This window comes from Tritonibacter scottomollicae, from assembly GCF_003003215.1.
GTDB classification, from domain to species: Bacteria; Pseudomonadota; Alphaproteobacteria; order Rhodobacterales; family Rhodobacteraceae; genus Epibacterium; species Epibacterium scottomollicae.
In genome coordinates, this window is record NZ_PVUF01000009.1 from 14266 (window position 1) to 37143 (window position 22878).

The 22878-nt window shown below is 63.3% G+C and carries 24 protein-coding genes; 17 read left to right on the forward strand and 7 right to left on the reverse strand.

Going from position 1 to position 22878, the window contains the following annotated elements; all coding sequences use genetic code 11:
• Positions 1-8 precede the first annotated feature (8 nt).
• The 4 genes from CLV89_RS14160 to CLV89_RS14175 are packed head-to-tail and all read left to right on the forward strand — an operon-like array spanning position 9 to position 3867.
• The gene (locus CLV89_RS14160) at positions 9-1421 is read left to right on the forward strand and encodes a pyridoxal phosphate-dependent decarboxylase family protein (RefSeq protein WP_106164324.1); all 1413 of its coding nucleotides are present in this window, start codon (positions 9-11) and stop codon (positions 1419-1421) included.
• Positions 1421-2278, forward strand: a complete 858-nt coding sequence (locus CLV89_RS14165) for a fumarylacetoacetate hydrolase family protein (RefSeq protein ID WP_106164325.1) — start codon at positions 1421-1423, stop codon at positions 2276-2278. The genes CLV89_RS14160 and CLV89_RS14165 overlap by 1 nt, the downstream gene beginning before the upstream one ends.
• Positions 2275-3075, forward strand: coding sequence for a 2-oxo-hept-4-ene-1,7-dioate hydratase (gene hpaH, locus CLV89_RS14170; protein ID WP_106164326.1), 801 nt, complete (start codon positions 2275-2277; stop codon positions 3073-3075). Before CLV89_RS14165 ends, hpaH begins: the two co-directional genes overlap by 4 nt.
• 12 nt (positions 3076-3087) lie before the next feature.
• Complete coding sequence (locus CLV89_RS14175) at positions 3088-3867, forward strand: aldolase/citrate lyase family protein (protein ID WP_106164327.1); 780 nt, start codon at positions 3088-3090, stop codon at positions 3865-3867.
• Between the two features lie 78 nt (positions 3868-3945).
• On the opposite strand, the gene CLV89_RS14180 is transcribed toward CLV89_RS14175, so the two are convergent.
• The 3 genes from CLV89_RS14180 to CLV89_RS14190 all read right to left on the reverse strand — a co-directional run bounded on the left by CLV89_RS14180 (position 3946) and on the right by CLV89_RS14190 (position 7231).
• On the reverse strand, positions 3946-4269 hold the full coding sequence (locus CLV89_RS14180; protein WP_106164328.1) for a hypothetical protein: 324 nt from the start codon (positions 4267-4269) through the stop codon (positions 3946-3948).
• Between the two features lie 131 nt (positions 4270-4400).
• Entirely contained in the window at positions 4401-6047 is a 1647-nt protein-coding gene (locus tag CLV89_RS14185) for a DUF4139 domain-containing protein (RefSeq protein ID WP_106164329.1), read from the reverse strand.
• Between the two features lie 161 nt (positions 6048-6208).
• Positions 6209-7231, reverse strand: a complete 1023-nt coding sequence (locus CLV89_RS14190) for an aspartate-semialdehyde dehydrogenase (RefSeq protein ID WP_106164330.1) — start codon at positions 7229-7231, stop codon at positions 6209-6211.
• 275 nt (positions 7232-7506) lie between these two features.
• Here CLV89_RS14190 and CLV89_RS14195 point away from each other — a divergent pair, with 275 nt between their 5' ends.
• Positions 7507-8652 (forward strand): DUF3095 domain-containing protein, encoded by a 1146-nt coding sequence (locus tag CLV89_RS14195; RefSeq protein ID WP_106164331.1) that lies wholly within the window; start codon positions 7507-7509, stop codon positions 8650-8652.
• 33 nt (positions 8653-8685) lie between these two features.
• Here CLV89_RS14195 and CLV89_RS14200 read toward each other — a convergent pair whose 3' ends face one another.
• Positions 8686-9336, reverse strand: a complete 651-nt coding sequence (locus tag CLV89_RS14200) for a carbonic anhydrase (RefSeq protein WP_106164332.1) — start codon at positions 9334-9336, stop codon at positions 8686-8688.
• A 196-nt stretch (positions 9337-9532) separates the two neighbouring features.
• On the opposite strand from CLV89_RS14200, the gene CLV89_RS14205 reads away from it, so the two are divergent.
• From CLV89_RS14205 to CLV89_RS14215, 3 genes are all read left to right on the forward strand, one after another.
• Positions 9533-9871, forward strand: coding sequence for a hypothetical protein (locus CLV89_RS14205; RefSeq protein WP_106164333.1), 339 nt, complete (start codon positions 9533-9535; stop codon positions 9869-9871).
• Between the two features lie 131 nt (positions 9872-10002).
• Entirely contained in the window at positions 10003-11421 is a 1419-nt protein-coding gene (locus CLV89_RS14210; protein WP_106164334.1) for a leucyl aminopeptidase family protein, read from the forward strand.
• Positions 11418-12158 (forward strand): C40 family peptidase, encoded by a 741-nt coding sequence (locus CLV89_RS14215; RefSeq protein ID WP_106164335.1) that lies wholly within the window; start codon positions 11418-11420, stop codon positions 12156-12158. The genes CLV89_RS14210 and CLV89_RS14215 overlap by 4 nt, the downstream gene beginning before the upstream one ends.
• 157 nt (positions 12159-12315) lie before the next feature.
• On the opposite strand, the gene CLV89_RS14220 is transcribed toward CLV89_RS14215, so the two are convergent.
• From CLV89_RS14220 to CLV89_RS14230, 3 genes are all read right to left on the reverse strand, one after another.
• On the reverse strand, positions 12316-12660 hold the full coding sequence (locus CLV89_RS14220; RefSeq protein ID WP_106164336.1) for a DUF2794 domain-containing protein: 345 nt from the start codon (positions 12658-12660) through the stop codon (positions 12316-12318).
• Positions 12661-12691: 31 nt separating this feature from the next.
• Entirely contained in the window at positions 12692-13405 is a 714-nt protein-coding gene (locus tag CLV89_RS14225) for an ArsR/SmtB family transcription factor (protein WP_106164337.1), read from the reverse strand.
• Positions 13406-13588: 183 nt separating this feature from the next.
• Positions 13589-14215: a TetR/AcrR family transcriptional regulator gene (locus CLV89_RS14230; RefSeq protein ID WP_207796937.1), complete on the reverse strand. Its 627-nt coding sequence runs from the start codon at positions 14213-14215 to the stop codon at positions 13589-13591.
• 242 nt (positions 14216-14457) lie between these two features.
• On the opposite strand from CLV89_RS14230, the gene CLV89_RS14235 reads away from it, so the two are divergent.
• The 9 genes from CLV89_RS14235 to CLV89_RS14275 all read left to right on the forward strand — a co-directional run bounded on the left by CLV89_RS14235 (position 14458) and on the right by CLV89_RS14275 (position 22866).
• Complete coding sequence (locus CLV89_RS14235) at positions 14458-15390, forward strand: AEC family transporter (RefSeq protein ID WP_106164338.1); 933 nt, start codon at positions 14458-14460, stop codon at positions 15388-15390.
• Between the two features lie 238 nt (positions 15391-15628).
• Positions 15629-16462 carry an S-formylglutathione hydrolase gene (fghA, locus tag CLV89_RS14240; protein ID WP_106164448.1) on the forward strand — a complete coding sequence of 278 codons (834 nt, stop codon included), beginning with the start codon at positions 15629-15631 and terminating at the stop codon, positions 16460-16462.
• Positions 16463-16466: 4 nt separating this feature from the next.
• Positions 16467-18005 (forward strand): Si-specific NAD(P)(+) transhydrogenase, encoded by a 1539-nt coding sequence (sthA, locus tag CLV89_RS14245; protein WP_106164339.1) that lies wholly within the window; start codon positions 16467-16469, stop codon positions 18003-18005.
• Entirely contained in the window at positions 18002-18454 is a 453-nt protein-coding gene (locus tag CLV89_RS14250; RefSeq protein ID WP_106164340.1) for a YaiI/YqxD family protein, read from the forward strand. Before sthA ends, CLV89_RS14250 begins: the two co-directional genes overlap by 4 nt.
• A 6-nt stretch (positions 18455-18460) precedes the next feature.
• On the forward strand, positions 18461-18769 hold the full coding sequence (locus CLV89_RS14255; RefSeq protein ID WP_341477123.1) for a putative quinol monooxygenase: 309 nt from the start codon (positions 18461-18463) through the stop codon (positions 18767-18769).
• A gap of 653 nt (positions 18770-19422) precedes the next feature.
• A complete protein-coding gene (locus CLV89_RS14260; RefSeq protein ID WP_106164341.1) occupies positions 19423-20385 on the forward strand; it encodes a DMT family transporter in 963 nt (320 codons plus the stop codon).
• Positions 20386-20399: 14 nt separating this feature from the next.
• Positions 20400-21020, forward strand: coding sequence for an HAD family hydrolase (locus tag CLV89_RS14265; RefSeq protein ID WP_106164342.1), 621 nt, complete (start codon positions 20400-20402; stop codon positions 21018-21020).
• Complete coding sequence (locus CLV89_RS14270) at positions 21017-21934, forward strand: ornithine cyclodeaminase family protein (RefSeq protein ID WP_106164343.1); 918 nt, start codon at positions 21017-21019, stop codon at positions 21932-21934. The genes CLV89_RS14265 and CLV89_RS14270 overlap by 4 nt, the downstream gene beginning before the upstream one ends.
• The gene (locus CLV89_RS14275; RefSeq protein WP_106164344.1) at positions 21931-22866 is read left to right on the forward strand and encodes an alpha/beta fold hydrolase; all 936 of its coding nucleotides are present in this window, start codon (positions 21931-21933) and stop codon (positions 22864-22866) included. The genes CLV89_RS14270 and CLV89_RS14275 overlap by 4 nt, the downstream gene beginning before the upstream one ends.
• The last annotated feature ends 12 nt before the right edge of the window (positions 22867-22878 follow it).

The window sequence follows — 22878 nt, forward strand, 5'->3', positions numbered from 1 at the left end:
AGCATATAATGAACTGGACCGATTTCGCAGGCTGGGGCCGCAAGGTCGCCGACTGGGCGCAGGATTATCACCTCACCGTGGGCGAGCGCCCGGTGCGCGCGCAGACCAAACCCGGCGATATGCTGAACGCCCTACCAGAAACCCCGCCAGAACAAGGCGAGGGGATGGAGGCGATCTTTGCCGATTTTGAGGAAAAGGTGATGCCCGGTATCACCCATTGGCAGCACCCGCGCTTCTTTGCCTATTTCGCCTCCAATGCCGCCGCGCCCTCGGTACTGGCAGAATTCCTGACCTCCGCCATCGCACCGCAATGCATGCTCTGGCAGACCTCTCCGGCGGCGACCGAGATGGAAACCCGGATGATGGACTGGCTGCGCCAATCCCTTGGCCTGCCCGGGGAATTTCGCGGCGTCATTCAGGACAGCGCCTCCTCCGCCACCCTTGCCGCCGTGCTCACCATGCGCGAACGGGCCTTGAACTGGCAGGGCAACCAACAAGGGCTGTCCGGCCAGCCGACCTTGCGGATCTATTGCTCGGCGGAGGTGCATACGTCTGTGGATCGCGCCATCTGGGTTGCGGGCATCGGTCAGGCCAACCTCGTGCGCGTGCCAATCAAAGGCGACTGGCGCGGCATGGACCCCGCCGCCCTTGAGGCCGCCATTGAGGCCGACAAGGCCGCTGGCCTGCATCCGGCGGGTGTCATCCTCTGCGTGGGCGGCACCGGCACCGGCGCCACTGACCCCGTGGCCGATTGCATCAGGGTCGCCCAAGCCCACGACCTCTACACCCATGTGGACGCGGCCTGGGCCGGTTCCGCGATGATCTGCCCGGAGTTTCGTGACTACTGGCCCGGCGTTGAGAACGCCGACAGCATCGTCTTCAACCCGCACAAATGGCTCGGCGCGCAGTTTGATTGCTCGGCGCATTTCCTGCGCGATGCGGACGATCTGGTGCGCACCCTCGCCATCAGCCCGGAATACCTCAAGACCCACGGCCACGATGGCATCATCAACTATTCCGAATGGTCGGTGCCACTTGGTCGCCGCTTCCGCGCGCTGAAGATCTGGTTCCTGATCCGCACCTACGGCATTGAAGGATTGCGACAACGCATCCGCAATCACGTTGCATGGTCGCGCCAACTTCACGACGCACTCGCATCAGAGGCGGATTTTGAGATCATCACCCCGCCGATGTGGTCGCTCTGGACCTTCCGCTACACGCCCGAGGGCGCCACAGACATCGATGCGCTGAACCTTGAGCTGGTCAACAAGATCAATGACGATGGCCGCATCTACCTCACCCAGACCCGCGTCGACGGCGCATTGGTGATCCGGTTTCAGGCGGGCGCGTTTGAAACCACCGAAGCAGACATCATGCTGGCCCATGATGTGATCGCCGAGATTGCACGAGGACTGACATGATGCGCTTTGCCACCTACACCGCCGCGGACGAAACCTTCTACGGCGTGATCACCGACGCGGGCGCAATCGCCCTCTCACCAGATTTCCCCGACTGGCCGAGCCTGCGCGAGGTGATCGAGGCCGACGCCCTCCACACCCTCGCCCAAGCCGCGCAGGGGCGGGCCGTGACCCATATACTCGACCAGATCACCTATCAGATCCCGGTGCCCCGCCCGGAAAAGATCATCTGCGTCGGCGTCAACTTTCCCGACCGCAATGCGGAGTATAAAGACGGACAAGAGGCCCCGCCGAACATGTCGCTGTTTCCGCGTTTTGCGCGCAGCTTCACCGGCTCAGGTCGCCCGCTGATCCGCCCGCCCGAAAGCCCGCAGCTGGATTACGAAGGCGAGATCGCCATTGTCATCGGCAAGGGCGGCCGCCGAATTGCCGAAGCAGACGCCTATGACCATATCGCCGCGATATCCCTCTGTAATGAAGGCACAATCCGCGACTGGGTACGCCATGCCAAATTCAACGTGACGCAGGGCAAGAACTGGGACTCTTCCGGCGCGATCGGTCCCTGGCTGGTGCCCTTCACGGCTCCAGCACAGCTCGATGACATACGCCTCACCACCAAGGTCAATGGCGAGCTGCGCCAGGACGACCGCACCTCCCGAATGCTGTTCCCGATCCGCCGTCAGATCGCCTATATCTCCACCTTCACCACGCTGGTGCCCGGCGACATCATCGTCACCGGCACCCCCACCGGCGCAGGCGCGCGGTTTGACCCGCCACGGTTCCTGAAACCCGGCGACGTGATCGAGGTCGAGGGCGAAGGCATCGGCATTCTGCGCAACACGGTAGAGGATGAGGCATGACCCCGGATCAACACGCCGAGGCCGCCGCGCAGCTTTTTCAGACCGAGGAGACCGGCCAGCAATGCGACCTCCTTTCGCTCGCCTATCCGGGCATGACGCTGGACGACGCCTATGCGGTGCAGGCCGCACTGGTGGCGCAGAAACTCGCGCAGGGTCGCCGCAAAATCGGCTGGAAGATCGGCCTCACCAGCCGCGCCATGCAGCAGGCGCTGAATATCACCACGCCGGACTCGGGCGTGCTCCTCGATGATATGGTGTTTGAAAATGCCAGCACCGTGCCAGAGGGGCGGTTTATCCAACCCCGTGTCGAGGCCGAGATCGCCTTTGTGATGAAATCCCCGCTTGCGGGCCGCGATTGCACCCGCGACGACATCCTGAAGGCCACTGACTATGTGGCCCCCTCGTTGGAAATTCTCGACACCCGCATCCTGCGCACCGATCCCGCCACGGGGCAGGCGCGGATCATCACTGACACCATCAGCGACAACGCCGCCAATGCGGGCATCGTGATGGGCGGAGCCAAACACGCGGTCGACGCCTTTGATCTGCGCCGCGTCGGTGCGATCCTGAAACGCGATGGCGTGGTGGAGGAAACCGGCCTGGGCGCGGGCGTGCTGGACGATCCCGTCACCTCGGTCCTGTGGCTGGCGCGACGCATGGCGGACTATGGACAACAGATCGAGGCGGGCGATATCGTCCTGTCAGGCTCCTTCATCCGGCCCGTGGAATGCCCGCCCGGAACCCAGATACATGCCGATTTTGCCGATTTCGGCACGGTCGAGATTTCATTTGAGTAAAAGAGGTTAGACATGACCGCGCCGAAAAATCACTTCAAACAGGCCCTCACCGAGGGCCAGCGTCAGATCGGCTGCTGGTGCAGCTTCGGCGAGGCCATCACCACCGAATTGATGGGCACGGCGGGCTTTGACTGGTTGGTGATCGACGGTGAACACGCGCCCAACGACATCCGCTCGATCCGTGACCAGCTGGTCGCACTTGCGACATCCAGCGCCGAAGCGGTGGTGCGGGTGCCGATCGGCGAGACCTGGATCATCAAACAAGTGCTGGACGCGGGCGCTCAGACGGTTCTGGTGCCAATGGTGGAAACCGCAGATCAGGCCGCCGAGCTGGTGCGCGCCTGCCGATACCCGCCCGAAGGCACACGCGGCGTCGGCGCGGCCGGAGCGCGCGCCACCCGCTTTGGCGGCACGCCGGAGTATATTCAGACCGCAGACGCGCAGATCTGCCTGTTGTTGCAGGTGGAAAACCGCATCGGCATTGAGAACCTTGATGCCATCCTCGCGGTCGAGGGGGTCGACGGGATCTTTATCGGTCCGGCAGATCTGTCCACCGACATCGGCCATCAGGGCAATTCCGCCCATCCGGAGGTGCGCGCGGTGATCGCTGATGCGATCACAAGGATCAAGGCGGCGGGCAAAGCGCCCGGCATTCTTGGTGTCACCGAAGAGGCGACACAGGCCTATGCCGACATGGGCGCGCAGTTCCTCGCGGTCGGGATCGACGTGGTCTTGCTGGCCCAGAGCGCACGGGCGCTGGCATCCCGATGGTCAGACGACGGAACCGGCTGAGGTAAGGTCACTGCCAACGCAACCGCACCGCCCTGACTGTTGCCCACGGGAACGGCGGTCTGAGTGCATGCGACGAGCTCAGTGCATCTGTGGCAAGCCGCCAAAGCGTTTTTCCAGCTCGACGCGGGGATGGCCCAGCAGGCCAAAAGTGCAGATCTCGACGCGGCTTTGCAGGTCCACCAGACGCAGACGGCCGGCACGGGGCTTCATGTCAAATCCCTTGCCGCGCAGCATCTCCCGCAGGGTCGGCCAGCTGTCGGCCGTGGTCATCGGCTCGCTCAGGTTGGCCCGCAGCAACATCATTGACTCGGAGTCCAGGCGCTCTCGGGTGCTGGCACAGCCCCAAGCGGTTTGCCCATACGTCAGCTTTTCGACTTCGTCATTCTGGTCATGAAAACTCATGGTTCACCCTCCAATCCACTCTGAGATCAGAATACCCTGATCGAAGGCAAAAATGGGGCGCTCTTAGGTTACTCAGGCGGCCCAAAAGTACAGTTTAGTGTACTTTTGAGCCGTTCCCCGATGCACTTGGCCTATCGCAGAACTTTTCCCTCGGGCCATGAAAGGCGGGTGTTGAGGGTGATAATACGGGTCTCGCCCGGCTGCATTTCCAGATCCCACGCAAGGATGCCGCGCTGCTTCTCAACGTTCTCCTCGCTCGGCGCAGGGCTGGCGGACCAGTTGATTTCCAGATCCTCCTGCTCGCTGTAGGGCACCTGATCCAACACTCTCAGGGGCCAGGTGTCGCCGGTCAGGTTCTCCACCTCGATCTCCGCTGTAAGGTCGCGCTGGTTGCTGCGCGAGATCACGCCGCGCCCGCCTTCGCTCTGATCCAGCAGGTCGCGTTTGATGCGCAGACCATCAATGGGGCCAAAGCCCAGATCCGCCTCGGCCTCCGAGGTCAGCCCGCCGAAATGCCCGGAGCCGATCAACTCACCATCGACAAAGAACCGGCTGTTGGAACTGCCCAGCAGCTCCTCCCCGCTGGTGTTGGTCACGCTGGCCATGCGAAAGGCGGTCTGGTCGCGACGCGGCACCGCGCGCGCGGTCACCTCCGCCATCATCGTCACATCCGGCAGGTTGAGATAGGCAAGCTCCGCCCCGGAGCGCAGGGTCACCGGCGTTTCAAAGCTGTAGGAGACGCCCGCCTCGCTGGTCACGGTGCCAAAGCCGCCACCTGCTTCTTCCATCATGACAGGCGCTGCAACCGAGGCCTCGAGGGAATCACTCATGACCCGGCTATCGGAGGAAAACTGCTGCTTTGCCTCGTAATCGTCCTCGATCCACCGCCGGGCGGGCCACAGCTCGTTTGGATTGATCCGCTGATCCGGTGTCGAGGTCGAGACGCGCAACGCCACATCCACCCAGTCCTCACCCGTGGCCTGCTGGATCATGATGTCACGACGCAATGCAACTTGCGGGGCGTCGCCGGTCTTGAGGTTGAACTCGTACGCAGGCTGCCAAGACACCGCATCCGCCGGGTAGCTCAGGCGCAGCGGGACCGTCACCCCCTCGGAGGCCAGCACATCCAGCGCCAGGAACATCTGCTTCTCGTCCTGCTGCGACAGCGCCTCAAGCTCGGCCTGGGCCCGCAGCAGCTCCGCCTCAAGCGCTGTCAGGTCCCGCTCAAAGCTGCGTTCCGTTGCTTCGGCACGCAGAATGGTCTCGCGCGCCTGCGCGGTTTCCTCGCCAATGGTGGTGATAAGGGCGCGCAGCTGATCGGGATCGGGAAGGGCCGTGCCCTCGCCCCGCCCCAGCTGGGTCAGGAATGCGATCGAGGCCTCTGCCCCGTCCGCGGCCAGTCGCGCCTCTGCCGACGCGCGGTGCAGGGCGTCGATCTGATCCTCCACCTCCACGACGCGGGCCTTGGCGGCCTCGCGCTCGGGTGTCGAGGCATCCTGCAACACCGGATAGCCCTCGCGCATGTAAAGGCCAACACGGCGCACTCCGGGGTGGATCACCTGCAGGCCTTCGATCTCGTCAATGAAGGGCATGCCGCCAATCAGGATACGGTGGCGGCCCGCCGGCAGCTCCACCTCCGCGGTGCGCGTGATCAGCGCCTCGCTGGGGTAGACGGTGACCGCGCTGACGCGGCTTGTGGCCGAGAACGTATCGGCAAGGGCGGTGGTGGACATCAGGGCCGCGACCCCAAGGAGGGCGGAGGACAGAAGAACGCGCATGGAAATCACCTGCAGATCAAATCATTGCGCCCACGCTCGCCCGATGCCTGCGCAAAAGCAAGGGGCGCCCCGCCGGGACGCCCCTCATGATCCGATATTGGCCGATTGCCTGATGGTATGTCCCATCCGGGCGTCAGCTCCGTGTCCTTATTGGACGACGATCAGCCCTTCTTCAGAACCTCACGGCCCAACAGCTCGGCGATCTGCACCGCGTTCAGGGCAGCGCCCTTGCGCAGGTTGTCGGAGACGCACCAGATGTTCAGACCGTTGTCCAGCGTCGAGTCCTGACGGATGCGGCTGATGAAGGTGGCAAAATCGCCGACGCATTCTTTCGGCGTCACGTAGCCGCCGTCCTCACGCTTGTCGATCACCATGATGCCCGGAGCCTCCCGCAGGATGTCGCGGGCCTCGTCTTCATCAAGGAAGTCTTCGAACTCGATGTTGATCGCCTCGGAGTGGCCGACAAACACCGGCACCCGCACGCAGGTCGCGGTCAGCTTGATGCTGGGGTCGATGATCTTCTTGGTCTCGGCGACCATCTTCCACTCTTCCTTGGTGGAGCCATCATCAAGGAACACGTCGATATGCGGGATCACGTTGAAGGCGATGTCCTTCGGGTAGACCTTGCGCTGGTAATCGTCGGTCGGATTGTAATGCGCCTTGGTCTGATCCCACAGCTCGTCAATGGCATCCTTGCCGGAGCCGGAAACCGACTGGTAGGTCGACACCACAACGCGTTTGATCTTGGCACGGTCATGCAAGGGCTTCAGCGCCACAACCATCTGCGCGGTGGAGCAGTTGGGGTTGGCGATGATGTTCTTCTTGTCATAGCCATGCACGGCCTCGGGGTTCACCTCCGGCACGATCAGCGGCACATCGCGGTCGTAGCGATAGAGCGACGAGTTATCGATCACCACGCAACCCGCCTTTGCGGCCTTGGGCGCGTATTGCTTGGTGGCGTCAGACCCGATGGCAAACAGCGCCATGTCCCAGCCGGTGAAATCGAACGTGTCGAGGTCCTGGGTCTTCAGTGTCTTGTCGCCGAAAGTGACCTCCGTCCCCAACGAACGGCGCGATGCCAGAACGGCAATCTCATCCACTGGAAACTGGCGTTCGGCCAGAATATTCAGCATTTCACGGCCCACGTTGCCCGTGGCGCCGGCGACAACGACGCGATAACCCATGATAGTTTCTCCAAATTTGGTCCGGCCTCATGACCGGCTGCGGTGTGATATAGTTTCTGCGGCTGCATTGAAAGGCGCGATTCAGCGTGAAACACCGTTTCACAGGGTTTTGTTCCATAAGACTGCGGCTTTTCTGCCCCTGCGCCTCTGTTGAAGGCGATGTTTCGGCCTGTCACGCTTGCGCGAGGGTGGCTTGTTCCGCATGAAAATCACTACAGGTTTACGCCATCAGCGCCCAATTCGCGGCGCATGGCCGCCCAATGCAGAGACAGTGAATGATACGCGCAGATCCGTTCTACGCCAGCCTCACCAAGATGAAGAGCTTTGCGGAGCTGACCCGCGGCACCCGGTTCACGCCGCTGCCCGAGGATTGGCTTGTCGGCTGCTGCGACATCGTGGATTCGACCGGGCTGCTGGCGCAGGGGCGCTACAAGACGGTGAACATGGTCGGTGCCTCCGCCATCGCCGCGCTGATGAACGCCTTTGACCACGCGCCGTTTCCGTTTGTGTTTGGCGGCGACGGCACCTCCTTTGCAGTGCCGCCCAATCTGGCCGAGACCGCGCGGCGGGAGCTGGCAAAGCTGCGGTCCTGGGTGCAGCAGGAATTCGACATCACCCTGCGCGCCGCCCTGGTGCCTGTGGCGGAGGTGCGGACCGAGGGCTTTGACGTGCGCGTCGCCCGCTTTGCCGCCTCCGAGCATCTGGACTATGCGATGTTCGACGGCGGCGGTGTGGCCTGGGTCGAAGGGCAGATGAAGGCCGGACGTTTCGACATTCCGCCCGCCCACCCGGTGCAATCCCCCAATCTGGACGGGCTGTCCTGTCGCTGGGACAACGTCGCCTCGGTCAACGGGCAAATCCTGTCCCTGCTGGTGGTGCCACAACCCGACGCGGATCGCGCCGCCTTTGACCAACTGGTGCGCGAGATTCTGTCAGAGGTCCGCAAGAGTGATCGCGGCGGCCACCCGCTGCCGGTCGCCGGGCCGAACATGCGGTTTCCGCCGCGCGGCCTTGCGATGGAGGCCCGCCTGTCACGCGGAAACTTACCTGCAATTCTTCGAAAATGCGCGCTGCTTGCGAACTCTGTATTTGCGGGGATTCTATTCCTGCGCGGACGCCCCACGGGCAATTTTGACCCGGTCCGATATCGTTCCGTGATCGCCGCAAACGCCGATTTTCGCAAATTTGATGACGGGCTGAAAATGACCGTCGACTGCACCGCACAGACTCAGGCGGTGATCGAGGGATTGCTGACCGAGGCTCGGGCCAATGGCGTTGCCCACTATGGGCTGCATACGCAGGACGAGGCTCTGGTGACCTGCATTGTTCCATCACCGATGCAAGACGATCACATGCATTTCGTGGATGGCGCATCCGGCGGCTACGCCAGGGCGGCGGAGCAGCTGAAATCCGGGGCCTGAACCGCCCCGAACCAGCTGCTCGTTCCGATGTCTTCAGACCTTGGTGAACTTGCTCGACTTGGGGTCGTAGCACTCCAGCCCGCCCTCGCCGATATCGGTCCAGAGCCCATGCAGGCTGAGCTCTCCGGACGTTACCGCGCTCTCGATGAACGGGAAGGTCATCAGGTTTTCCAGCGAGGCAACAACAGCCTGGCGCTCGAACTGGCGGGCCTGTTCATGCGCATCCTCGATGTGCTCGACCTCGGAGAATCGCGGCTTCAGGATATCCATCCAGCGCCCGACAAAGCTGGTCTTTTCCTCCAGCGCCGGCGCGTGGCCCTTGCACATGTCGATGCATCCCTGAACACCGCCACATTGCGAATGCCCCAGCACGATCAGATGCGCCACCTTGAGTACCGTCACGGCATATTCGACCGTGGCAGAGGTGCCGTGGTGATCGCCGTCAGGCGCATAGGGGGGCACCAGATTGGCGATATTGCGGTGGATGAAGAACTCGCCCTGATCGGCGCCAAAGATCGAGGTCACATGCACCCGGCTGTCACAGCAGGAAATCACCATGGCCCGCGGGCGCTGTCCCTCTTTGGCAAGGCGGCGATACCAGCCCTGGTTCTCTTCATAGACCGTTGCTTTCCAGCCGTGATAACGGGATACCAGATAGCTCGGCAGGGGCTTTGCATAGTCCATGTCATATACCTCGGGTTGTCGACTGTCGGTTGTGATAACCGCAATTCACGGCAAATTCGAGAGATATACGTTTCGGATGGAAACCTTTTGACAACCAGTGCGGCGCAAATTGGTGCCATGCCGTGGGGGCATACCGAATACGGGGTGAATAGTGGTGGCTAATATACTCACAGTCAATCTTAGGGAAAACGTCCACTTGGACCCGCAAAAGCTGACAGAGCTCTACTCTCAGCTGGGTGAAACAAGTGCCGAAGATGTCGTGTGCCGCGCCATCGAGGAGCTCGCGGTGCGTCTGACGCATTGCGAACGACTTTGGCGTCAAGACGACTTCGAAAATCTGCGCAAGAGCGCAAGATCACTGATCGCGATCTCGGAGCAGATCGGAATGACGGCCATGGCCGGCATTGCATGCGATGTTACCAGCGCAATTGACGCGGATGATTCTCCGGCGGTGGCAGCGACGCTGTTCCGCCTGATCCGCGTCGGCGAAAGCTCCCTGACCGCGGTCTGGGAACAGCACGACCTGACGGTCTGAGGGATTCGCCGCAGACGCGGCGCGTCCATGTTGGTTTTGAGTTCGGCCCGGTTGGGCTTGCGGCGGCGGCTGCGACAGATACTCTGGTGGCAAGAGGCATTAGACCCAAGCCATACCAAGAGGACCTGTCCATGCAGCCCCATTTTGCCGTGCCCAACCTGGCCGTTCCGACCTTTGCCCCCGCTTCCGACGCGGGGCTTCCCCTGCACATCGTAACAGAGCGCACCCTGGAGGCTTGGCTGTCCCAGCAAGACGCTGCAACCGCAGGCTGGGCCCGCACCATGGGCTTTAGCGGCGCATGGGGTCAGGTGGTGGTGCTGCCCGGCACGGATGGCACCGCAAGTGGTGCTCTGGTTGGCGCAGGATCGCCCAAAAGTCGCCAACGCCAGCGCTTCCTGCTCGCCGCGGCTGCCGCCAAACTGCCCGAAGGCACCTATGCGTTGGCCTCGGACCTGCCCGCCGACTTGTCCCCCGAGGTCGAGTGCTTTGGCTGGCTGATGGCGCAATACGCCTTTGATCGCTATGCAAAAAATACGGGCGCCAAGGCCCGGTTGATGGCGCCCGAGGGCGTCGATGCCGCGCGGGTCGAGGTGATGGCCGCGGGAGAGACGTTCACCCGCACGCTCATCAATACTCCAGCCGAGGACATGGGTCCGGAACAGTTGCAACAGGCGGTCGAATCGTTGGCAGAGGTGCATGGCGCGACCGTCACGACCGTGGTCGGCGAGGATCTGCTGGCGCAGGACTTCCCGCTCATTCACACGGTGGGCCGTGCCTCTGATCGCGCCCCGCGTCTGATCGACATGCGCTGGGGCAGCGAGGGCCCGACGCTGACTCTGGTGGGCAAGGGCGTGTGTTTTGATACCGGTGGCCTGAACCTCAAACCCGGCGCCAGCATGGCCTTGATGAAAAAGGACATGGGCGGATCGGCAAATGTGCTGGGTCTGGCGCATATGATCATGGCGACGGGTCTCAGGCTGCAATTGCGGGTGCTGATCCCGGCGGTGGAAAACGCCGTCTCCGGCCCTGCCTTCCGCCCCGGTGACATTCTGACGTCGCGCAAGGGGCTGACGGTTGAGATCAACAACACCGATGCCGAGGGCCGTCTGGTGCTGGCCGATGCGCTGGCGCTGGCCCAGGAAGACACCCCCGATCTGCTGATTTCCATGGCGACCCTGACCGGGGCTGCACGGGTGGCTGTCGGCGCCGACATTGCCCCGTTTTTCACGGACCGCGAGGGCGATGCGGTGACACTGGCGAGCAACGCGCAGGACGCGGCGGACCCGGTCTGGCGGCTGCCGTTTCACGCCCCCTACGAGGCGATGATCGAGCCCGGCATTGCCGATCTGGACAACGCACCATCCGGGGGATTGGCCGGGGCGATCACCGCCGCATTGTTCCTGCGTCGCTTCGCCGGCGAGGCGCGCTACATGCATTTCGACGTGTTCGGCTGGTGCCCATCCAGCCTGCCCGCCCGTCCCAAAGGTGGCGTCGGTCAGGGCACCCGCGCGCTATTCCAGGCGCTGCCGGACATGCTGGCGCTGTCATGACCCGTACCCGCATCGCCCGCCCGGTCAGCGATCTGTGCAAAGCACCAAATGGCGCGCGCGAGCGGCAATTGCTGATGGGCGATCACGCCGAGATCCTGTCGCGCCAGGACGGCTGGTGCCACTTGCGCGCAGAAAAGGACGGCTACACCGGCTGGGTCGCCGAGACGCATCTGGCGGAGCCGCTTCCCATGACCCATTGGGTCAGCGCGCCCGCCACCCATGCCTATGCGCAGGCGGACTTCAAATCACCGGAGCTGACCGCGCTCAGCCTTGGCAGCCAGGTTGCGGTACGTGGCACGCACGACCGCTTTGCTCAGACAGATCAGGGGTTCGTGCCGCTGGTGCATCTGTCCCCACTGGCGACCCGCGCCCCCGATCCGGTGACGGTGGCCGAAGCGCTTTTGGGCACGCCTTATCTGTGGGGGGGCAATAGCCGCTTTGGCATTGATTGCTCCGGACTGGTGCAGCTTTCGTGCCATGCCTGCGGTCTTGAATGCCCCGGCGACAGCGGCCCGCAGGAGGCCTCTCTGGGCAGCGCTTTGCCCGACGGCAGCCCGTATGAGCGGGGGGACCTCTTATTCTGGAAAGGGCATGTGGGCTGGGTGCGCGACCCGCTGACACTGCTGCACGCAAATGCGCATGCCATGGCGGTGACTCTGGAACCGCTCCACGCGGCGATCACCCGCATCGTTGATCAGGGCGACGGGCCAGTGACAGCGCATAAACGCCTGGGCTGACCAAGCATCCAGGTTGCAGGGCGCGAAGGCTGTGCGATCAAGAGCGGTCGGATCGCGCAGCGATCCGATCCGGGCCGGGGCCGCGCGGGGGCCTCAGGCCCCCGCGCGGCCCCGGCCATCCCCCATAAAACCGTTGCGCGATGCGCCTCACGGGCTGTTACTCCACGGCGCGGATCAGTTTGCGCTCCAACACCCGCAGCACGGTCTTGAGGTCATTGCCGCGCTTCAGAATCTGGCCGTCCATCCCTACCACGGAATATTGCCCCTGCCGGTTGCGCAGCTTGGGACGTTTCTCGATCCGATAAAGAGGGTTTTCAGCCGTGCGGCGAAACACTGAAAACACAGCCATTTCGCGCAGGTGTGACAGGCCGTAATCGCGCCATTCCCCGGCCGCCACCATGCGGCCATAGAGCGACATGATCACGGAGAGCTCGCGCCGGTGAAAGGCGATCTGTTCAGACGGCGGCGGTGTCGGGAAGGACCCGGTGCTGTGATCGTTCATCTCTTTAACGTCGGGGCATTTGCGCCGTAAATCAAGCCTCTTCACAGCTTTTCGATGTGGTCCCACGCGCCAGCACGCCCCCCAGACCAAGCATCTCATGGAGGGCACGGTGCCCCGGTGCCGTCACCTCCAGCCCACGGCCGCGCACAGGGCGGCGAAGCCAGCCAGCCTCCAGCGCATGGGTGAGGATCTGCCGCCCCATCGGGCCTGCTATGTGCAAACGCCGCTCGGTCCAATCCATGCAGGGCCGGGCAAAGGGCGTGCGCCCGACATGCTCCGGCACCGTCACACCAAGCCCTGCCCAGACGGCGCCTGCAACCGGATGAAAGCCGCCTGCCTCTTCGCGCAGATGACCGCGCGCGATCAGCGCATCCGCAAGTGCCACGGCCAGCGGCCCGGCGAGGTGATCATAGCAGCTGCGCACCTCCGCGAGCCCGCCGGCCTTGCGGCGCTGTGCGCGGTACAGGCTGTCCATGGGGGCAATCGCTGCCAATTGCTCCAGCGTGTGCGCCACCTCTGGTCCCGACAGGCGATGAAAAACACAACGCCCGCGCTTTTCCGCCACCACCAGACCGGCATCCTGCAACAGGCGCAGATGGGCAGAGGCCGTCTGCGGCGTGACCCCTGCGGCGCTGGCCAGTTCCTTGTTGGTGAAGGCGCGCCCCTCCATCAGCTCGCAGAGCATCCGGGTGCGGCTTGCATCCGCAATCGCCTGTCCGATGATATCAAAACGCGGTGTCGCCATGCGCCGATCTTAGCGTCGATGCCGGGCGTTGCCCACGGCAAAGGCTTCGCCCCGCACCGAAGTCTTTGCAGCGAGAGCGCATTGATCGACCGCCGCACCACGGCTCACGGGCATCAACGGATCGCCCCCTCGGCCCCGAAGCCAGATGACGCCGGGATTGCGACCTGCGGTCTCAACCAGGCTTTAACCGGACGACGAGGCGCCATAGCGCGCGAGGAACATATCGACGGTCGCGTCGGCAACCCGGTTGATCTCGGCCTCCTCAACACCGTCGCGCAGATTGAAGATCAGACGCGGGAACAGATCCGCGCGCAACAGCGCCATCCATTGCTCGGCGGCCATGTCGAAATCCTCGATCTCCAACTCGCCGCGCGCCACCGCCGCCCGCAGGTAGTCCTTGAGCTTGTCACGCTCCACCTGCGGGCCGCTGGCGAAGAATTCTCGGCCCAGATCGGGAAACCGCTCGGTCTCTGCCACGCAGATGCGATAGATCTTCTGACCCACCTCGGACAGGATGACCGACAGGATATGGCGTGCCAGCTGCGTCAACACCTGACGCGGCCCAGAGCCTTCGGGAATGTCCAGTTGCCGCGTTGCATGACGGGCGCATTCGCTGCGCGCCACCTCCATGAACAACAGCCTCTTGTCGGGGAAATAACTGTAGAGCGTCGCCTTGGAGACCTCTGCCGCGCGGGCAATGTCATCGACACTTGCGCCTTCGAACCCATCTGCCATGAAGACCTTGCGGGCCCCCTCCAGCACCTGATCGAATTTCCGGCCCCTGCGCACGGCGGTTGCGCTTTGGTTCATCACCTTGTCCATCCTCCTTGCACGCAGCCGGGGCCGTCCCTTGCCCACTCATACGTGCTGCGTGACACATACACTCCAGTCCAGTTGCACACCTCCGAGGCCGTCCCAAGCCCCGATCCGTGCAATGGACCAGCATTAACGCACAAGCTGACAGCAGGAAAGCGACAGTGCCGTGTTCATGCGTGCAGAGCGCAGGCAAAAAGCCTTTTTCTTCTGGTCAGTTCAGGTTACCAATTCTGGAAATGGCCGAGATTTTCTTTCGCACACTTCCGTTCTTTGCAATCATCGGCCTGGGCTACTGGGCCGGGCGCACGCGCTTTTTCACCGAAGAAGCCACCGCGTTCCTGACCAAGTTCGTGTTCTTCTTTCCACTGTCGGCGATGATTTTCCGCTTTGCCGCGAACCTGTCGGTGGCGGAAATTTTCGATCCCAACCTGATCCTCGGCTACCTTGCAGGCACGCTTGGGGTTTATGCGGTGGCGACCGTTGTGGCGATGCTGCGGCGACAGGATATATCGACCGCCGCAGTAGAGGCCCAATGCGCGGCGATCGGCAATGTCGGCTTTCTTGGCATTCCGATGATGGTGATCCTCTTTGGTGAGGCTTCCGTAGGACCGATGATGCTTGTGCTCACGGTGGATCTGGTGGTGTTTTCCTCGCTGATCGTGGTGCTGATCAATATCCATCGCGGTGCGGGTCTGAGCCTTGCAACGCTGCGACTGGTCGGCGTGGGACTGCTGAAGAACCCGATGATCCTGGCCATTGTGGCGGGGCTTGCATGGTCTGCCGGACAGGTGCCGATCCCGACGCCGATGAATGATTTCCTTGCGATCCTGGGCGGTGCCGCCACCCCCGGCGCGTTGTTTGCCATTGGCGCGTCGCTGGCTTCGAAATCCGCCGAACGGGTGGAGGTCGCAGGCTGGCTCTCGTTTGCCAAGCTGGTGTTGCATCCCTTGGGCGTGGCGGCGGGCGTGTTGTGGCTGATGCCGGTTGCGCCGTTTTCTGCAGCGGTGGCGATTTCTGCCGCCGCGCTGCCGGTGGCGGGCAATGTCTACATGCTGGCGCAGCACTACGGCGTCGCACCGCAACGCGCCTCGGCAGCGATCCTGATCTCCACTGTGGTGTCGATCGTGTCGGTGCCGCTGGTGATCGCCTGGGCCAATACGCTGTTATGAGTTCGGCCGTATGGCCAGACAGCGCCTGACCTTCCCCCGGGAAGGCGCTTCACGCCTCCCCAAGCTCAGGTGCTGCCCTAAACACCAACCCAACCATTTGAAAAATGCGATCTTCAGCCAATTGAAACCTTCCGGCGCAAAAAGGGGTCAAGACGACGCCCCAGCACTGGATTAATACGCCCCATCCGGTTAGCGATGAGCCAACACCGATTTATGGAGGTCTTCGATGGCAACTTCGATGGAAACCCTGGCCGAGAACCGGGCCTTTGGCGGCATTCAGGGTGTCTACCGCCACGCCAGTTCCGCCACCAACTGCGACATGACCTTTGGCCTGTTCCTGCCGGAAGAGGCGACCGACGGTCCGGTGCCGCTCCTGTGGTATCTCTCCGGCCTCACCTGCACCCATGAGAACGCCATGACCAAGGCCGGCGCGCAGGCCTGGTGCGCCGAGCAGGGCATCGCCATGGTCTTTCCCGACACCAGCCCGCGCGGCGAGGGGGTTGCCAATGACGAGGCTTATGATCTGGGTCAGGGCGCGGGCTTTTATGTCAACGCCACTCAGGACCCGTGGGCGCCGCATTTCCAGATGTGGGACTACGTGGCCGAGGAGCTGCCGGCGCTGCTGGCGGAGAACTTCAACCTCGACATGGCCCGGCAAGGCATCACTGGCCACTCCATGGGCGGCCACGGCGCGCTGACGCTGGCGATGAACCTGCCGGGGCGGTTCCGCTCGGTCTCGGCCTTTGCGCCGATCTGCAACCCCACCGCCTCCGATTGGGGCCGCAAGCAGCTGGGCGCCTATCTCGGCGCGGACGAGAGCCTCTGGGCCAAGCATGACGCCGCGCTCTTGATGCGCGACGTGGGCTTTGATGGTCCGGTGCTGATCGACACAGGCACGGCGGACCAGTTCGGCGATCTGCTGAAGACCGAAGCGCTGGCCAGCGCCATCGCCGCGCGCCGCCAAGAGGCCAGCCTGCGGATGCAGAAGGGCTATGATCACAGCTATTTCTTCGTCTCCACCTTCATGGAGGAGCATGTCTCCTTCCACGCCGACGCCCTCTACCGGGAGTAACACCATGACCGCGACCCGTTCCAAGTTCGACTATGATCTGATCGTCATCGGTTCCGGCCCCTCCGGCCGGACCGCCGCCATTCAGGCCGCCAAGCTCAAGCGCCGCGTGCTGGTGATCGACCGCAAGGATCGCTTGGGCGGGGTGTCGGTCCACACCGGCACGGTGCCATCAAAGACACTGCGCGAAACCGTGCTGAACCTCACCGGCTGGCGCGAGCGCAGTTTCTATGGCCGCGCATACCGGGTGAAGGACCAGATCAAGGCCGATGACCTGAAGGCGCGCCTGCACATGACGCTCGACCACGAGGTCGATGTGCTGGAACACCAGTTCAACCGCAACCATGTGGATATGCTGGCCGGCATGGCGCATTTCACCGGTCCCAACGAGGTCGAGGTTGAGGTCGAGGCAGGCGACACCACCCGCGTCACCGGCGAGAAATTCCTGATCGCCACCGGCACCCGCACCTATCGCCCCGACACCGTGCCCTTCAACGGCACCACCGTGGTAGACGGGGACGAGTTCCTCGAGATGGGGGAAATCCCGCGCTCGCTGATCGTGGTGGGCGCCGGGGTGATCGGGGTGGAATATGCCACCATGTTCTCGGCCCTGGATGTGCGGGTCACCTTGATCGAGCCGCGCGACACCTTCCTCGATTTCATCGACCGTACCCTGATCCAGGAATTCACCCATCAGATTCGCGAAAACGGCGTCGATCTGCGGCTCGGCTCTCCCATCGAGAGCATCGACGACGAGGGCAGCCATATCGAGGTGACGCTGGACAATGGCCGCCATATACGTGGCGAGATGCTGCTGTTTGCCGCCGGGCGCATGGGCAACACGGATCGGCTGAACCTCAAGGCCGTGGGGCTGGAGACCGATCATCGCGGCCGTCTCGAGGTGGAGCGCAAGACCTATCAGACCAAAGTGTCCCATATCTACGCCACCGGCGATGTGATCGGCCACCCGTCGCTGGCCTCCACCTCGCTGCAGCAGGGCCGCGTCGCCGCCTGTCACGCGATGGAAGTGCCCACGGTGCCCGAAAGCCCCTGGTTCCCCTATGGCATCTACTCGGTGCCGGAAATGTCCACCTGCGGCATGTCCGAAGAGGAGCTGAACGAGCGTGGGGTCCCTTACGAGGTCGGCATCGCGCGGTTCCGCGAGACCTCACGCGGGCATATCATGGGGCTGGAGCACGGCATGCTGAAGATGCTGTTCTCGCTCAAGACCCGCCGGGTGCTGGGGGTGCAGATCGTCGGCGAGGGCGCCACCGAGCTGATCCACATCGCGCAGGCGGTGCTGAACCTCAAGGGCACGGTGGATTACTTCGTTCAGAACACCTTCAACTACCCGACCCTGGCCGAGGCCTACAAGATCGCCGGGCTGGATGCCTTCAACCGGATGCCGATCCCGGAGGCCTACAAGGACAAGAAGCCCGCCAAGCCCAAGAAAGCCCCGGCCAAGACGGCAGAGGCCAAAGCCGATAAGGCGGATGGCGAGACTGGCCAAGATGACGAGACTGGCAAGGACAAGGCCACAAAGTGAGCGCGCTCTATATCGATGCGGATGCCTGCCCGGTGAAGGCCGAGGCGGAGCGCGTGGCCAGCCGCCACAAACTGCGGATGTTCGTGGTCTCCAACGGCGGCTTGCGTCCCTCGCAGAACCCGCTGGTGGAGAATGTCATCGTCGATGCGGGCGCCGATGTGGCCGACATGTGGATCGCCGAGCGTTGCGGGCCGGGCGATATCGTGGTGACCGGCGACATCCCCCTGGCCGCAAAATGCATCGAGGCCGGCGCCCGGGTGCTGCGCCACAACGGTGAGCGGTTCACTGAGGCCAATATCGGCCAGCAGCTGGCAATGCGCGACCTGATGGCGGATCTGCGCGCCGCCAACCCGCTTGGCATGGCAGGCGGCGGCAAGGGGTTTTCCAAGGCGGACCGCTCACGGTTCCTGGACTCGCTGGAACGGGAAATCCGCGCGGCGAAAGGATGAAGGGCAATGACTGACATGACAGAAAGCAGTTCAGACGATGTGGTGCGCCTGAGCGGGCGGATGATCTGCGCAACCCCTGCGGATGTCGCGCTGATCAAAGCCAAGCTGCCCGAACATATCCGCCTGACGCGGAACGAGCCCGGCTGCGTCTCATTCGAGGTGCGACAGACAGACGATCCGCTGATCTGGAGCGTCGAGGAATGTTTCACGGGTCCGGCGGCGTTTGACCTTCACCAGACCCGCTCCCGGGCATCGGACTGGTGGCGTGCGACCCAGCACATTCCGCGCGAGTATGAAGTTTTTGGTCTGACATAAGCCCAGATCGCCACGCCAAACGCCGGGATCACGCCAAAGCGCCCCGGTTGGATCTCTCATCCCCGCTTTGATCCGGGATCCTGATCCCCAATGACAATCAACGGATCATCTAAGGTCTACTGTCCGATAAGGATGGCGGCGCCGCCACAGGGGCGGAGGTGACCGGGGGTATCCCCCCGCGTGCTCAACGTTATCTCTGCACTGCCCCCCAACGCGGGGGAGCCGGTTCCTGGTGTGTTGCCGAGTATTTTACGCCCGGCAGATGATCGCGATCCACTACAACCTAAAAGACATGCCTCAGGATTTCGCAACCAGTGCGCACGGCCCGCATGCAACACCGGGTGCAGGCGAGACGGGGGCCCTCCCGCCCCAACGGGTGCCTTGCCCTGCGGCAAGCCCCCCTGGTTGCGTTGGGCCGGGCCTTCCGCCCCGGTCCGGGGCGGAAGGCCGCACCGCGCGCCCCACGGGCGCGCGGTGCCACCCCCAACCGACAGGCCTGTGCCTCTGGCGCAGGGCGGACGGGCGGGAGCCCTCCCCCTTTGCCACGCACTCCACTCTGACCGATTGGTACATCTTGCGAAATTGTACCCGTGCCGCATTCTCGTTGCCCTGTGCTTGACCATGCGCGACAACCGCCGGGGAGGCACACACCGATGCGTACAGCACTGATCAATTCGAATGTTCTCGGCATCCTCGCCGCGATTGGCGCCGCCGTCGCCTTCTCCGTGATTGATGTGACCTTCAAGTTTCTCTCCGACGGTTATCCGCTCTACCAGGTGGTGTTCTTCCGTTCTGTTGTGGCGCTGGCCCTGCTGCTGGCGATCATCATCCCGCTGGAGGGCGGCTATCGCATCCTGCGGACACGCAACACGCGGTTGCACCTGATGCGGGTCGCCGCTGTGGCCTTTGCCAATATCTCCTTTTTCTCCGGTCTTGCGGTCTTGCCCCTGGCCGAAGCGGTGGCCATTGCCTTTGCGACACCACTGATCGTCACCATCCTCTCCGTCCTGTTTCTGAAGGAACGCGTCGGACCCTGGCGTTGGGGCGCCGTCATTGTGGGGTTCAGTGGCATCCTGGTGATCGTCAAACCCGGCATGGACGCGTTTCAGCCCTATGCGCTGCTGCCCTTCTTCGGCTCCTGTGGTTATGCGACGCTGCATATCCTGACCCGACGCGCCGGTGGATCTGACAAGGCGGCAACGCTGTCCTTCTATCCCACCCTCGGGTTTCTGATCATCAGCGCCCTCGCCGGCCTGATCTTCGGCCATGGCAATTGGGCCACCGGCGCTCCGCTTACGGATGTGGTACTCAAACCCTGGGCCTGGCCCGACGGCTTTGAGTGGGGCATTTTTGCCGTCGCCGGGGTGTCAGGCGCAATCGGCGGCTATCTGGTTGGTCAAGCCTATCGCATGTGCGAGGCCGGGCTGGTGGCACCTTTTGAATATATCGCCATGCCGCTGGCTGTGGTCTGGGGGGTTCTGGTGTTTGCAGAATGGCCGGATCAGTCCGTCTGGCTCGGCTCGGCCTTGATTATCGGCGCCGGTCTTGTTTCTCTCTGGCGTGAAACCCGCACCCCCGGCCCGCCGCCACGTCCGCGGCCCCGTTCCTCCGGCTAGAAAGGCCTGCCCTTATGTCCATCACCGCCGTCGTCTTTGATATCGGTCACGTTCTACTCGAATGGGAGCCGGAGCGTTTTTACGACCGCCTCATTGGCGAGCCGCGCCGCACCGCCCTGTTCAAGGAGGTCGATCTGCATGGCGCCAACCTCGACGTCGACCGTGGCCACCCGTTCCGCGAGACGATCTATGGCCTTGCCGACAAACATCCCGACTGGGCCGAGGAAATCCGCCACTGGCACGACAGCTGGATCAAGATGGCCAGCCCGGAAATCCCCCATTCGGTGCGCTTGCTGCGGGCGCTGAAGGCCAAGGGCGTGCCGGTCTATGCGTTGACCAATTTCGGTGCGGAGACCTTCGTGATCGCGCAAACGCATTATCCGTTCCTGCGCGAATTCGATCAGGCCTTTGTCTCCGCCCATCTGCGCTGCATCAAGCCGGATGCGGAGATCTATGCGCAGCTGGAACAGGGCACCGGGCGCCGCCCCGATGAGCTGCTGTTCACCGACGACCGACCCGAAAATATCACCGCCGCCGCCGTGCGCGGCTGGAAAACCCATCTGTTCGACCAGCCCGAAACCTGGGCCGCGCGGTTGGTTGCAGAGGGGCTACTGACTGAAGAGGAAGCGCAATGAGCCTGACCAACATTGAATTCGACCAAGGAGAGGCCTTGCTGGACTGGGTCACGCTGAGTGATGCGCTTGCCGAGGGGCACAGCCATCCCAAGGCAAAGGTCGACGACACGTTTCTCTACCGGGGCGACGATACGCTGCTGTCGCGGTCTGCCTGGATCGACGGGCTGGGCATCGCCGTCAAGACCGCGATGATCTTCCCCGGCAACCCGGACCGCAATCTGCCGGTGGTGAACGGCGGCGTGAGCCTGTTCAACGACACCAACGGCCTGCTGGAAGCGCTGGTGGATTTCCATCTGGTCACCAAGTGGAAAACCGCCGGAGACAGCCTGCTGGGCGCGCGTCGTCTGGCCAATCCGGACGCGAAAGAAATCTTGATTGTCGGCGCCGGCACGGTTGCGGGCACCCTGATCGAAGCCTTCTCGGCCGTCTGGCCCGATGCGCAGATCCGCGTGTGGAACCGCACCACCGCCAAGGCCGAGGCGCTGGCGGCGGACCACCCCGGCACCGCGGTCGCCACCGATCTGCCGCAGGCTGTGTCGGCCGCCGACATTATCCTGACCTGTACCATGTCAACCGAACCGGTGATCCGCGGCGAGTGGCTGCGGCCCGGCCAACACCTCAACATGATTGGCGCCTATCGACCCGACATGCGCGAGGCCGACGATGCGGCGCTGGCAAAGTCCCAGATCTATTGCGACAGTTTTGACACCACGCTGGACCATATCGGCGAGTTCAAAATCCCCCTGGCCGCCGGAACGTTGCAGCGATCCGATGTGCTGGCGGATTTCTACAACATCGCGCAATTCCCGGCCTATGATCCGCAGGCGATCACCCTGTTCAAGAACGGCGGCGGTGCGCATCTCGACCTGATGGTCAGCCGTCATATTCTGGATCTCTGGACCCAAAGTGAATGATCTGGCTGCCGGTCATTGGCCTTCTGCTCCTGAGCCTGTTGTTCCTGCCCTCGGTACAGGAAACCCTGCGCAGCCCAATGACGGAGTCGATGCGCCGCTTTGCCCGTGGCAGCTTTGCTGAGCTGAGCGAGGGGATGACCCATTTCTACTGGATCGGACCAGAACGCGGTCCGGTTGCGGTCTGCGTGCATGGCATCACCACCCCCTCAGAAGGGCTGGTGCCACTGGCCGAGGAACTGGCAAAAACCGGATACCGGGTGCTGCTCTATGATCTCTACGGGCGCGGGCTGTCGGACCATGTGTCGGGAGCGCAGGACCGCGCCTTCTTTCACCAGCAACTGCAGGATCTTCTGGCGCATGAGGGCGTGGTGGAGGACTTCACGCTTATTGGTTATTCCGCCGGAGGATGCATCGCCACCTCCTTTGCCGCCGAGAACCTGCCACGGGTGCGCCAGCTGATCCTGATCGCCTCGGTCGGGCTGCATTCACCGACGTCTCCGGTCGCGAGCTTCATGGAGCACCGCCCCGGCCTGCGCGACCTGTTCCTGCGCTGGACCTATCCGATGGCGGCGCGGCGCTACCTTCGCAGTCACCTGACAGACAGCGATACCCCGCCCGACGTGATCCGTGCGCAGGTGGCGCAGACCCGGCGGCGGGGCTTTTTTCCCTCCAACCTGGCGGCCATGCGCGGCATCCTGCGTGATGATTTTGGCCCCGAGCACCGGCTGTTTCATCTTCAGGGCCTGCCGGTCCTGGCAATCTGGGGCGGCGCGGATCGGATCATCCCCGGCCATGTGATCGGGCGGCTGGCGGAGATCAACCGTTCCGCCAAGCAGGACGTGGTTGAAGGCGCCGGACATGGCGTGGTCTACACCCACCCGCAGGAGGTGGCGCGGGTCATCTCCGACAACATTCGTCACGGTCTGCACTAAGCTGCACGGGCT

Bases quoted from the DNA above. Each gene is read 5' to 3' on its own strand.
- CLV89_RS14160 (WP_106164324.1), top strand. From the start codon at position 9: ATGAACTGGACCGATTTCGCAGGCTGGGGCCGCAAGGTCGCCGACTGG.
- CLV89_RS14165 (WP_106164325.1), top strand. From the start codon at position 1,421: ATGCGCTTTGCCACCTACACCGCCGCGGACGAAACCTTCTACGGCGTG.
- hpaH (WP_106164326.1), top strand. From the start codon at position 2,275: ATGACCCCGGATCAACACGCCGAGGCCGCCGCGCAGCTTTTTCAGACC.
- CLV89_RS14175 (WP_106164327.1), top strand. From the start codon at position 3,088: ATGACCGCGCCGAAAAATCACTTCAAACAGGCCCTCACCGAGGGCCAG.
- CLV89_RS14180 (WP_106164328.1), bottom strand. From the start codon at position 4,269: ATGAGTTTTCATGACCAGAATGACGAAGTCGAAAAGCTGACGTATGGG.
- CLV89_RS14185 (WP_106164329.1), bottom strand. From the start codon at position 6,047: ATGCGCGTTCTTCTGTCCTCCGCCCTCCTTGGGGTCGCGGCCCTGATG.
- CLV89_RS14190 (WP_106164330.1), bottom strand. From the start codon at position 7,231: ATGGGTTATCGCGTCGTTGTCGCCGGCGCCACGGGCAACGTGGGCCGT.
- CLV89_RS14195 (WP_106164331.1), top strand. From the start codon at position 7,507: ATGATACGCGCAGATCCGTTCTACGCCAGCCTCACCAAGATGAAGAGC.
- CLV89_RS14200 (WP_106164332.1), bottom strand. From the start codon at position 9,336: ATGGACTATGCAAAGCCCCTGCCGAGCTATCTGGTATCCCGTTATCAC.
- CLV89_RS14210 (WP_106164334.1), top strand. From the start codon at position 10,003: ATGCAGCCCCATTTTGCCGTGCCCAACCTGGCCGTTCCGACCTTTGCC.
- CLV89_RS14215 (WP_106164335.1), top strand. From the start codon at position 11,418: ATGACCCGTACCCGCATCGCCCGCCCGGTCAGCGATCTGTGCAAAGCA.
- CLV89_RS14220 (WP_106164336.1), bottom strand. From the start codon at position 12,660: ATGAACGATCACAGCACCGGGTCCTTCCCGACACCGCCGCCGTCTGAA.
- CLV89_RS14225 (WP_106164337.1), bottom strand. From the start codon at position 13,405: ATGGCGACACCGCGTTTTGATATCATCGGACAGGCGATTGCGGATGCA.
- CLV89_RS14230 (WP_207796937.1), bottom strand. From the start codon at position 14,215: ATGAACCAAAGCGCAACCGCCGTGCGCAGGGGCCGGAAATTCGATCAG.
- CLV89_RS14235 (WP_106164338.1), top strand. From the start codon at position 14,458: ATGGCCGAGATTTTCTTTCGCACACTTCCGTTCTTTGCAATCATCGGC.
- fghA (WP_106164448.1), top strand. From the start codon at position 15,629: ATGGAAACCCTGGCCGAGAACCGGGCCTTTGGCGGCATTCAGGGTGTC.
- sthA (WP_106164339.1), top strand. From the start codon at position 16,467: ATGACCGCGACCCGTTCCAAGTTCGACTATGATCTGATCGTCATCGGT.
- CLV89_RS14255 (WP_341477123.1), top strand. From the start codon at position 18,461: ATGACTGACATGACAGAAAGCAGTTCAGACGATGTGGTGCGCCTGAGC.
- CLV89_RS14260 (WP_106164341.1), top strand. From the start codon at position 19,423: ATGCGTACAGCACTGATCAATTCGAATGTTCTCGGCATCCTCGCCGCG.
- CLV89_RS14265 (WP_106164342.1), top strand. From the start codon at position 20,400: ATGTCCATCACCGCCGTCGTCTTTGATATCGGTCACGTTCTACTCGAA.
- CLV89_RS14270 (WP_106164343.1), top strand. From the start codon at position 21,017: ATGAGCCTGACCAACATTGAATTCGACCAAGGAGAGGCCTTGCTGGAC.
- CLV89_RS14275 (WP_106164344.1), top strand. From the start codon at position 21,931: ATGATCTGGCTGCCGGTCATTGGCCTTCTGCTCCTGAGCCTGTTGTTC.